The sequence below is a fragment of the Paenibacillus sp. MT86 genome (assembly GCF_058792535.1).
Genome location: NZ_CM179499.1, coordinates 3942628 through 3954211 on the forward strand (window position 1 = coordinate 3942628; position 11584 = coordinate 3954211).

The following is an 11584-nucleotide window of genomic DNA, read 5'->3' on the forward strand; positions in this document are numbered from 1 at the left end:
CTTTTCGGCTTTTTGGCTTCTTTGCATTGAAGCGCAGAGTAACACTATAAACGATAAGGACGGACGCCGTCAATGTAGGAATCATGAACAATCACCAAAAAAAAGACGACTGCTTGCTGCAGTCGTCTTTTATCATATATAGGATGTATCGTTATTTCGCTTGAATGTAACCTTCCGCTTTCAACAGTTCCGCAATCAGAACGGCTCCGCCGGCTGCACCGCGCAGCGTATTATGCGAGAGGCCCACGAATTTATAATCGTAGAGGGAATCCTCGCGCAATCTGCCAACCGAAACGCCCATTCCGCGCTCAATGTCGCGATCCAGCTTCGTCTGCGGCCGGTTCTCTTCTTCGAAATACGTAATGAATTGCTTAGGCGCACTAGGGAGTTCCAACTCTTGCGGTCTGCCTTTAAACTGCTGCCAGCGTTCCAGGATTTCCTCCTTCGACGGCTTGTTCTCGAACGAAGCAAACACGGTAGCTAAATGGCCATCGGTTACGGGAACGCGTATGCATTGCGTCGTAATCAATGGGGATTCAGCTTTCACGATCTCCCCGTTCACAACGCTGCCCCAGATGCGAAGCGGCTCCTGCTCGCTCTTCTCTTCCTCGCCGCCGATATACGGAATCACGTTGTCCAGCATATCCGGCCAATCGGTGAAGTTCTTGCCGGCCCCGGATATTGCCTGGTAAGTGGAGGCAACGACATTCGTAGGTTTGAAATCAAGCAAAGCGTGCAGCGCCGGCACATAACTTTGAATGGAACAATTCGGCTTCACCGCAATGAACCCGGTTGTTGTTCCCAGACGTTTGCGCTGTGCGGCAATCACGTCGATATGACCCGGATTGATTTCCGGAATGACCATCGGAACGTCAGGCGTCCAGCGATGGGCGGAGTTGTTGGAGATGACGGGCGTGCCCGTTTTGGCATAGGCCTCTTCCAATGCCTGAATCTCGTTCTTCTTCATGTCGACCGCGCAGAATACGAAGTCAACCTCTGCGGCAACCTGTTCCACCTGCGATGCATCCTGAACGACAATGCCTTTCACCTGCTCGGGGATCGGCGTAGCCAGCTTCCAGCGGCCCTGTACCGATTCTTCATACGTTTTGCCGGCCGAATTGCGGCTGGCTGCAATGGTGGTCACTTCGAACCATGGATGCCCATCCAGCAATTGCATAAAACGTTGACCCACCATTCCTGTTCCACCGACTATACCTACTCTAAGTTTTTGTGACATTCGCTACTCATATCCTTTCAATAATGGCGTCATGTTCCCATACATCGATGTACCGTACGGACAAAAGCATGCAATAAATAAGCTACTACTAGATAATTATTCAATCCGGCAAGATCCGTGTAGGTTTCCCGCCTTGTACCATCGTATTTCTTTAGATATAAGAAAAGTTTACTTTCTCAGAAGACGGACCGGTTATATCAGAACGGTTACTTGCGATATAAGAACGGCAAGCCACTGATGTCTAACCTTTTTGATCACTTAACAAAAAAATCCCACCCCCAAGACCGTAAGTCTCAGGGACGAGATTGTTATACTCGCGGTACCACCCCAAATTTGCCAATATGTCACCATATTCGCCTCATCGAGTACGGCATTACACTGGAATGCAGATACTCTAGCTCTGTAACAGGAGCTCCTGGCACACCATCCCCCTCCGTTGAGAGTTCCTTGTGCTGCTCAGAGTCTTTTTTCAATAAAGAACGCTTCGCCCCTTTTCAGCTGCCGGAGCTCTCTGTACAAGAATTCGTTTATTTACTCGTCTCGTCATCGCATTTGTTATGATTATTATATATAAAACCATTTCGTCGGTAAACCATATTTATAAAATTTTCACGAGAATGATCAAGATGGTTAAGACCTGTTCCTGTCGTGACACCTACTCGGCATAACCGATTTCCCCGTTAATGACCGTCATTCTAACCTTCGTCTCCAGCAACTCGTCCGGATCCATCCCATCATGCAAGCAGCGATCCACCACCGTGAAATCGGCATATTTGCCCAATTCCAGTGTTCCTCGTTGATCCGCTTCTCCTGCTGCCCCAGCGCTGCCGAGCGTAAACAGCCCAATCGCTTCCGTCAGGCTGAGCTTCTCCTCCGGCAAATAGCCTGCGTGATGCTCCTCCGGCTTGCGTCTGGTAATGGCAGCATGAATCCCGAGCAGCGGATTCAGCGGCTCTATGGGAGCGTCGCTGCCGCCGGAACAAGGCAGCCCCGAACGCAGCCACTTCTTCCATGCATACAAACAGCTTGTCCGATCAGGACCTACGCGCTCCAGCACCCATGGAAAATCGCTGGGCACAAACCGAGGCTGCAGGTCCACGGCCAGCTTCAGCTTGCTCATTCGCTTAACCGTATCGGGATGTACAATTTGGGCATGAATGAAGTGTCGGGAAGCTTCGCAGCTCTGCTAAGCGGAAGGATTTCAAGCACATCCGTCATCATCTCTGCCGCGCCGTCACCGATCGCATGAAAAGCAACGGGATAACCCAGCCTGCGCGCCCTGCCAACAATCTCCCTTAGCTCCTCTGGCGAATGCATGGCCAGTCCGCGGGTATGCGGCGCATCATGGTAAGGCTCCTTGAGCAGCGCCGTTCTTCCTCCAACCGCCCCGTCCGCGAACAATTTAACCGCTCCGATGCGATTCCATTCGTTCCCGCTGCCTGCCTTGACGCCGAGCTCCTCCATTTCATCAAGAAAGCCATGGAACATCAGCTGATGGGTACGGAAGCGCAGTCCCTCCTCGCGCAGTTCACGATGGATCCGCAGCATCGCTTCCACGCTGCCCAGCAGGCGGAGGTCTTCCGTATGCGCTGCCGTCAGGCCGAGCCGAAGGGCATCACGGCATGCCTGAAGCATCGCAGCTTTCAGCTTGGACGGGTCAGGCTCCGGCTGGACCATGGTAAAAGGGACCGAAGCATTCTCGTAAATGCAGCCGTTCAACCGGCCATCGGCATCCCGGCCGAAAGCGCCGGACTCCGGATCGGGCGTGTCTGCAGTGATCCCCGCTCTTCGAAACGCTTCCGAATTACCGAGGAAAGCATGGAAACAGGTTCTCGTCAGATATACAGGATGCTCCGTAGTGATGTCGTCAAGCTCCATCATATTCGGGATTACCGGGTCCGGAAAATGGTTCTCGTTCCAATTCAGCCCCATGATCCACTCCCCAGGCGGCGTTACCGCAGCCCGAGCTCGCAGCATAGCCAGCATCTCGTCTTTCGAAGCCGCCTCGGTGAAGTCCAGCATGCCCAGCTTGAGTCCGTGCATGCCGAGATGCATATGGGCATCCACCAGGCCTGGCAGCACGAAAGCCCCCTCCCAATCCACCGTTCGATAATCCCGTCCCGATAACTGCAGACGCAGCTCGGCCGCACTTCCCATGGCACGAATGATGCCGTCTTCTACATATATCGTCCCGCAGTCGTTGCAGCGTGCGGTGAATAAAGAAGACCGTTTGTAAAAAGGACAGGTTCCATGTGTCTGATTCCTCCGGACTTTTCCCATCATTATACCAGACATGCCTTCAGCTCGTCAGCCGGCGCAGCCCCAAGGCAACCCTCCCCAAAATGAAACAGGCGGTCCCAAACGGGACTGCCTGTCCAAGCTTAATTGATTTTGGTGAAAGCCCACTTCTGCGCATCCGTGCCATTGTCCGTCCATTGCTGAACGGCAGCCCCGTCCGCGGTGGAGGCACTGGCTACATCGACTGCAAGCCCGCTCGCTTTGGACACAAGTTTATAATAACCGCCGCCAACATCAATGATCCTCCATCGCTGTGCATCCGTACCATTATCATTCCATTGCTGCAGCTGAACGCCGGCGGAAGTGGACGAATTCGGCACATCGAGAACTTTGCCGCTGTGCACGGCCGTGAGTTTGTAGTATCCGTCTCCCGTGCTTTCCACCCGGAACCTTTGGTTATTGGCGACGTAGTTGGTCCACTGCTGGATTTTGGCGCCGCTGACCGTGGACACATCCACGACATCCATCACTTTGCCGCTCGCCTTGGAAGCGATCGTATAAATCCCGTCGCTGATGACATTCGATGCACCCGTGTCTTGGTACACGCGTACGTAATCCACCAGCATCTGCGATGGGAACGGCGTGGAATTGTTCGGACTGCCCGGCCAATTTCCGCCAACCGCCAAGTTCAGCAATAAGAAGAACGGACGCTGGAATTCCTCGGTATTGCCCGTTCCGTTCTCAATATAAAATTCATTGAACTGCTGACCGTCCACAAACCAGCGGATGTATTTAGAATCCCACTCAATGCTGTAGACATGGAACTGGGAAAAATCCAGATTGCCGGATACCCGACCGAATTCGGCGTGACCTCCTGCATCCCAGTGAACGGTACCGTTCACGTATGGATTCAGATTTACCCGTTCCATAATGTCGATCTCTCCGCTCTTCGGCCAGCCGACCGTGCTGATGTTGCTTCCGAGCATCCAAAACGCCGGCCACAAACCTTGGCCCGACGGCAGCTTGATTCGAGCCTCCACTTTCCCGTAAGTAAAGCTCTTCAAATCCTGGGTTTTGATCCTGGCAGAGGTGTAATTCATCCCGCCATAGGATTCCTTCTGCGCCGTAATGACAAGGTTACCGCCGGAGACCTGCAGGTTCTGTGCGCGATCGGTATAATACTGCAGCTCATTGTTTCCCCATCCGCCGCTGCCGGTACCGATTTCCGGCGTCCAATTGGATCTGTTGAGCGAGGTCCCGTTAAACTCGTCACTCCATACCAAATTCCAGTTCGGCGCCGCATTGGTTTTGTTCACAGGCAATAGAACGACCAGAAGACTAAACAGCAGAACTACACATATTCCTTTTCTTAGCATCATGTTCCCTCCTATTTTCATCGGATTCAGGTTTCATGGATACCTAGTGTGCCAGCATCGTGCGGACCGTCTACTGAAGCTTCGTATCACCTCTCTTTCTCGTTCTCTCGTCTTGCCTTAAACCAATCTATGATGGAAGATTCACTTGTTGTTCTCCTATAAAACACCGTAAATAATGCGCTTACATTTCCATTATATTCCTGTAGTATGCCACTATCAACCTAAATTTATATTATTTTACATTCGTATTTTATTTCTTACATTAAATTCCTTATGCTTCTCTCCATATCAAAAAGCCGGCTGCTAGAGCCGGCTTCTGTCACTTCCCTATTTCCTCGTACAAATTCTAACTTATTCACGACATATCATGAGTTTATTCCCATCGGGATCCTTCACGACGAACCAATGGTTGTGCTCGATTTCCGTCACGAGTTCCACGCCGAGCTTCTTCATATATTCCAAAGAACCTTCCAGGTCCTCTGTCATCAGCATGAAGGCGGGAGTATCGATAGACGGTGCTCCCTCGGGCTGATCTCCTCCCCACTTCGGCATCGTATCCAGAATCACGCCCGTACCTTCCATGGGCAAAGGACATAAATGTCCGTTCATAATCTGGCAATCGGCCTCTGGGATGCCCAGCACGCGGCAGTACCAGCTGCGCGACGCTTCGATATTCCGTACCGGAATGAATATGCTGCCCACCTTGTTCTTAATGGGGCTTGCCTGTGTATGGTTGTCCGTATTCTGCATGGATTCGTTCATGGTTTTTCCTCCCTGGATCATCTTTAGCACGCGTGGTGCCTTAAACGGTCGATACCCTTCCGGCAGCTCTTTTCCGACAGGCCATCTGCTCATGAGCTCCCTCCATTCTTATGTCTGCTGCTTGATTTTAACCGGAACATAACACTTCGCTTGGATCATTCCATCATCTGACGCCCCCTCCAGGTCGTAACTGGCATACCACCGGCGTTCTGGATCCGGCGTAAACTCGCTTGAAGCATCGAGCCATCGATAAATTCGATGAAGTACGCCTGTCATCGCGCCATAAGCACCTGATTCCAGGCAGGCATAGGTACCGCCTTCCAACTCAACCTGCATGTCCTTATCTTCAAGGGTTGGAAGGAACTCCTCCGGCGGAACTATATAAATCTCGTAGGCGGAGCTTTGCTTCAGCAGAGCGTCGTCACAGCGCATGAATACGCGAATACGCGAGTCGCCCCTAAACCCGTTACGCGATAACCAGGCAATCGAAGCTTCATCCGCTTGTTCCACGCAGTCCGGCCCCTTTCTGCGAAAGGCTATCGCCTTAAGCGTGGACAACTCCACAATTTCGATCTTTCCCATCAACTTGCTTCGTTCCACGGGAAGGTAAAGCTTCATGCGAACGATTTGATTCTTGTTCAGTACATATTCTTCCATGAAATGATGCTTTCCTTGCTCAAACACGCTGCGGGGCAGCCATTCGGAGAACAAACGGTTCCATGTGTTCTGAATGCAGTCTTCCGCCACCGATGGCGTTCGGACCACTGCATACAGCCCGCCATCAAGAACGATGGCTTGCAGTTCCGGATGATTCATCATCCGGGCACGCTCCTTCACGTCAACAGCGAGCAATTGATATCCGAACGGCTTGCTTTCATCCTCCAGATCCACGTTCCAACCGAAGAGCCTCAGCTCATGGATATCGATATGGTGAGAAGACATAAGCGTCCGGAAATGCTCGATCGCCGCGGTTTCTATCCCTTTCTCATGCTCTGCAGCAAACAGACAACCAATCCCTTTCCGGGGAAGCAAACGGGTAACCCTTACTTCAGGAAAGCGTTCAGAGGCATCCCGCTCTCCCAAGAATGTTGTCCGTTCATTCAGGTTCATCCGTTCAAAACTGTAGACCAGCCGAGCTTTCCGGTATGCTCCTGGAGTTAGACCTGTGCATCTTTTGAAGGTTTTCATGAATGCCGGGTAGGACTCAAATCCACAGCGGTACCCGATATCGATGGTCGGCAGGTCGGTATTGCGCAAACAGCTGGCAGCTTCGCTGATCCTGCGTTTTCGTATGTACTCCTTGACGGGGTGTCCCGTTATACTGTGAAACAATCGATAGAGATTCGGCAATGACATGGCTGCCACGCCGGCAATTTCCTCGAGTGCCAGCGGTTCCGTGAGATGATCTTCGACAAAATCAATGGCGCGTTGAACGATTTCACCGGTCTGCATTTCTTGTCCTTTCTCTCACTTATGATTGTAGCTTCCTATGAAGACATCATACCAAATTTCAGCGAAGGCGAACTGTACTTTTTTATCAAAAACTCGATCTCGTCATGGCAAAATCAAAAAAGCAGCCTCTTCATTGACAGCAAGAGAACTGCTTTCCATTCAAATTGTTAACTTGGTCGGCTTGCTTGGAGATGCTGCTCCCGTAGATCGCCATAAGTGCGACGGGGCCCTTCTTCCAGTGAATGTTTAGCCCCATGAGAAGAAAGTAAAGATTGCCTTTTTTAACTCGAGAAAGAGCCCATCCTTCATCCATCAACCTGTGACTCTCGGCTTCGTCGGATCGCAGTTCGGGCTCTGTACTTCGCCCAGAGCAGCCAGCTTGGACAGATAATAGCATTCTTCCCGATACATATGATCCGGCATCAGCGGGTTGATCCGGTCCAGCACTTCCCCGCGCAGCTCAAGCTCCTCGAGTTCCGACAGAAAGTGTATGAACACTCTCATTTCCAGGTTTACATCGGCATGAAATTTGCGCAGGGCGGGAAAATCCTTCAGGCGGGTCCGCAGGTACCCTGTCATTTCAACAGCCTTCAGATAAAACCCTTCAAAATCTTTCTGGAACGCCATGCTTTTGGCAATCAACGGCTTCTCGGCAAAATCCAGATCGGCGGCCAGACTTGCCGCATGACCAAAGGCATCCTGCAGCCAGACCATATCATAATGCAAAGGATGGAACAGCGGCACTCCCTTCCCCTCTTGCAAGGCCTGCAAAATTCGCAGGTATTCCTCCAATTCATTTACCATGTGGTTGATAAAGGACGGGGTCAGGAGAAAATCTATGGTGCCTGCAAGCTGCCGTTCTAATAAATTCAGCTTGAATTCGCGCAATTCTTGCGAAGCACGAAGGGCTTCTTCGTTCAGTTTAGCGATGAATGTAGATGCATCCGGTCGCCGAGATTCACTGAGAAGCCTATCAAATCTGGTCATTAAGGATTCTGCGGTAGCGATGTCCGCCTTTTCCTTAGGCGACAGCGCAGTAAAAATAAAACGGCAATGGTCCCCAAGAATCTGCAGCCAAAACCGGTGCTCATACAATGGATCACTCATTGGCCTTGCCTCCTCTGGCAGCTTTATTCTCAGAAAATATATGCAGCTGCCGTGGGAGTAGAACGATTGACGACTCCAGCCGGAGCAATCGCTTGCCTTCGTTTAGACTACCGACAATCTACGCGTTACGGGACCATCTTAACGTTCACGATTAACCATATAGTTCAATAGATGCTTGAGAAACGCCGTATTGCGCGGCATTTCCTGCAGCGCCTCCATCGCCTGGCAATAATGATCCCACATTTCCCGGCTGGCCCCTTCCTGCCCCAGAATGCTCACGAAGGTCGAGGTGTTGTTCTCCGCATCCTGTCCCCCGGGTTTGCCAAGCTGCTCCACGTTCCCCTGCACATCCAGCAAATCATCCTGAATCTGAAAAGCAATGCCTGCGTGGTAAGCAAATTTCTTCAGGATTGCGATTTCCGTCTCCTTCACCTGAGCCAGAATGGCGGGCATAACCAGCGATGCCTCGAACGCGATCCCCGTTTTGTAGTAACAAACCGTATTCAACTGCTCCAAGGACAAGGCCTTTCCTTTTGAATTCAAATCCATCGCCTGGCCGGAACACATATCTCCCGCTCGCTGGGACGAATACCGTATCAGCTTCAACACCGTTTTCGGGTCAAACCCTTCCAGGGAGGATTGCTCTTCGATCGCTTTCTGTATTAGGAACAAACCGGTAATTTCCGCCGTGGCGCTATCGTGAACCTGATGCAAGGTCGGCCGCCCTCTACGAGTAGAGGCGTTATCCTGGGAAGGCAAATCATCGAATATCAAGGAAGCGGTGTGCATGTATTCAAGCGATCTCAGCAGCGGCACGATGGCTGATGCCTGCAGTCCATATTCCTTCACGGCCATTACCCAAGTCAGAATGGGTCTCAGGCGCTTGCCATCCCCTTCCAGCGAATAATTGGCCGCATCGATCAGCGACTCTTTCATCGGCGGTATGCCGGGAGTCTTGTCGATTTGCAAATGTTGGTTAATCTCATCTCGAACGGATTTAAACGTATCGATAAAATAATCCTTCTCTTTCCGCTCGTTTCTAAGTACGGTTACCATCTGATCACGCAGCAATTTATCAAGGAAATCCACCTGATCGGCTTTGGAAACCATGTGCTGGATAAGACGATTGAATTCCGGGTTCCCGGAAGCGAAAATATCCATAATTTCATTGTATTTCTCGGTGCCGACGCGTTCTTTGCAGCGCTTCAGTCCATTGATGGCCCGGTCGAGCATCACCTCTCGCGTCTTGGCGTCCGAATGGTACACGTTATGAATCAGGTGGGAAATCACCGCCAAGTATAATTCAAAAGGATTGATGAGGTCCTGGCGTTGGCCGCGATATTTTAGATAGTAAGTGTAAGGTGTTACCGCCCCGTCATTCAGGTCTTGAAACATATCGGCAAAATCATCGGCCAACTGGTTGTAGATCCCATAATAGAACGTTCGGTCCTCGAAGCCTTCATCCGCCGCTGCGCTTATTACGGAACGGACAATTAATCGCGACGAAGAGGATTTCAAGATGATCGGCAGATATAATTCTTCATTGGTATAATCGGGATTCGCAAGGTCCTTGATGCGGTCAATATGCTGGGAATGAAAAAACACGTTGGACTGCTCGAAAAAAGTTTGCTGCGTTTCCGGGCGCTGCCGCCCTTGAATATACTCGAATGCATCCCGGAGCTCCTGATGCACGAAATGAACGAGCTCCATGTTTTTACCGCTCCACTGGCCAAGTTCCGGTACTTTCCCGGTAAGCAGGGCCTGCCGTATCATGTGGGAGTACTGTTCCTTCTCCTGGGCGTTCAAGACCCCTGAATCGAGCAGATCGTCTATGAAAGGATAGGTTAATCCGTAGGAATAACCCAGCCGGATCGCATCGTCAAGACGCGCTGAGCGTTCCGCTGGCGATGTTTCGCCATTCAAATCTTCCATAACATGCATGACAACCCCGACGATAATTTTGATTAATTTGCGCTGGGCTTGCTCTGCATCCATCTTGTCCGGGATATGGGAGGCTACATGCTTCAGTTTGTTGATGACCCAAATCACGGCTGTTTCAATGCCTTCCTTTTGCGCCCAACGGTACAATCCCGCCAGACTCATAAAATCCGGCGTGTCTCCCTCTTTTGCTCCGTTTGAGCGAACCAGAAGTTTTCGGGTATTCGCAACAACTCGTCGTATTCTCTCTTTCGTATCAGGGGAATCCAGCGCCATGCCCAGATCCCTCATATAAATATAGGAAATGCTTCGATCCAAATAATCATCCAATTCGCCTGTATAATTGAGCCATCCGATGTATCTATGATAATCCCGGTTATCCGGCTTTTTCTTCGCCGGCAATATAGAGGACAGCCATGATTGACGTTGAACATGCTTTCTTTTCCATATTAGAATGTCTTCTGTCAGGATAGGCACATAACTCTTATCCTTTACCTGTACATGGAGCGATGCAAAATACTGAGCAGCCTTCTGCTCAGCCTGCCGATATCCCGTATCGGCGTAATCTGTATATGCCACATTCATATGATGGAATCCCTCAACTTCTTTAAATGTTAAACATGCATCCATGTTTATAACCTTTATACGCAGAAGTTTCAATCGGGTTACATTTCAGTTACAGTTACAGGGAATCATCCATAGACTGAAGCCAACGCCCCATGGCCTCCGACACTTCGTCCAGCTGCTCGGCATCGGTGATAGCGGGTTTATGGTCTCCTTTTTGCATACCGTAAGCTCCGAATTGCCCGTGATTTCCGCCCTCAATCTCTACATAGGTGGTAGCGTCCGGCAGATTCTTTTGGGCAGCCTCCCATTTCGTTCGATCAAGAACGCCGTCCTGCGTACCGGTGATCTGAAGCGCGGACAGGTTTAATCCGTTCAGATTGCCCCCATCGTCAGCGTATGAGGCCATGAAATAGACCCCTTCAATGACATCCGCATGTTCCTTGGCATATCTCGCGGCAAAAACGCCGCCTAAGGAATGTCCGCCGATGACATATCGGTTGTCTGGATGCTCCGCTATGAAGGAATCCGCCTTGTTCTGTCCGAATATGGCAAGATTCAGCGGCATGGAGGCAACATACACGCGATGCCCTTTCTCTGCCATTCTCTTGGCAAAAGGCGCGTAACTTTCGGGCTCCACCAATCCGCCCGGATAAAAAATAATGTCGGGCTGAATCATCTGCCCGTTTACGGGCTCGAAGCGATAGCCGTCTTGGATGCGTTCAACCGCTACCCTCGTGTCGCTTTGAAATACCGCTTTCGCTTCATCCAGCGGCTCGTAAGTAAGTGAATCCAGTATGGCAAGACCCGCGATGATAATGATGGCTAAGATGGACAATATCCAAACGAATGGCCTGATCCATCTTTTGCTCCTCGGTTTATGGGTTTGCTTCATGTCTATCACGGTCCC

The 11584-nt window shown here is 50.9% G+C and carries 7 protein-coding genes and 1 pseudogene; all 8 read right to left on the bottom strand.

The features are described from left to right. Positions 1–151: 151 nt before the first annotated feature. Positions 152–1237, bottom strand: coding sequence for an aspartate-semialdehyde dehydrogenase (asd, locus tag AC3RCL_RS17390; protein ID WP_192572152.1), 1086 nt, complete (start codon positions 1235–1237; stop codon positions 152–154). A 655-nt stretch (positions 1238–1892) separates the two neighbouring features. Beyond that, a pseudogene (locus tag AC3RCL_RS17395) lies at positions 1893–3489 on the bottom strand (amidohydrolase). Between the two features lie 129 nt (positions 3490–3618). After that, entirely contained in the window at positions 3619–4851 is a 1233-nt protein-coding gene (locus tag AC3RCL_RS17400) for an RICIN domain-containing protein (protein WP_486047804.1), read from the bottom strand. 351 nt (positions 4852–5202) lie between these two features. Beyond that, positions 5203–5706 (bottom strand): VOC family protein, encoded by a 504-nt coding sequence (locus tag AC3RCL_RS17405; protein ID WP_249732698.1) that lies wholly within the window; start codon positions 5704–5706, stop codon positions 5203–5205. Between the two features lie 15 nt (positions 5707–5721). After that, on the bottom strand, positions 5722–7065 hold the full coding sequence (locus AC3RCL_RS17410) for a helix-turn-helix domain-containing protein (protein ID WP_492530984.1): 1344 nt from the start codon (positions 7063–7065) through the stop codon (positions 5722–5724). A gap of 312 nt (positions 7066–7377) precedes the next feature. Next, positions 7378–8172, bottom strand: a complete 795-nt coding sequence (locus AC3RCL_RS17415) for a DUF2935 domain-containing protein (RefSeq protein WP_492530986.1) — start codon at positions 8170–8172, stop codon at positions 7378–7380. Between the two features lie 138 nt (positions 8173–8310). After that, a complete protein-coding gene (locus tag AC3RCL_RS17420; RefSeq protein WP_492530988.1) occupies positions 8311–10695 on the bottom strand; it encodes a polyprenyl synthetase family protein in 2385 nt (794 codons plus the stop codon). A gap of 97 nt (positions 10696–10792) precedes the next feature. After that, complete coding sequence (locus tag AC3RCL_RS17425) at positions 10793–11569, bottom strand: alpha/beta hydrolase (RefSeq protein ID WP_492530990.1); 777 nt, start codon at positions 11567–11569, stop codon at positions 10793–10795. Positions 11570–11584 lie beyond the last annotated feature (15 nt).

Excerpts from the sequence above, each read along its gene's own strand:
- AC3RCL_RS17410 (WP_492530984.1), bottom strand. The coding sequence starts at position 7,065 with ATGCAGACCGGTGAAATCGTTCAACGCGCCATTGATTTTGTCGAAGAT.
- AC3RCL_RS17405 (WP_249732698.1), bottom strand. The coding sequence starts at position 5,706 with ATGAGCAGATGGCCTGTCGGAAAAGAGCTGCCGGAAGGGTATCGACCG.
- AC3RCL_RS17400 (WP_486047804.1), bottom strand. The coding sequence starts at position 4,851 with ATGCTAAGAAAAGGAATATGTGTAGTTCTGCTGTTTAGTCTTCTGGTC.
- asd (WP_192572152.1), bottom strand. The coding sequence starts at position 1,237 with ATGTCACAAAAACTTAGAGTAGGTATAGTCGGTGGAACAGGAATGGTG.
- AC3RCL_RS17415 (WP_492530986.1), bottom strand. The coding sequence starts at position 8,172 with ATGAGTGATCCATTGTATGAGCACCGGTTTTGGCTGCAGATTCTTGGG.
- AC3RCL_RS17420 (WP_492530988.1), bottom strand. The coding sequence starts at position 10,695 with ATGAATGTGGCATATACAGATTACGCCGATACGGGATATCGGCAGGCT.
- AC3RCL_RS17425 (WP_492530990.1), bottom strand. The coding sequence starts at position 11,569 with ATGAAGCAAACCCATAAACCGAGGAGCAAAAGATGGATCAGGCCATTC.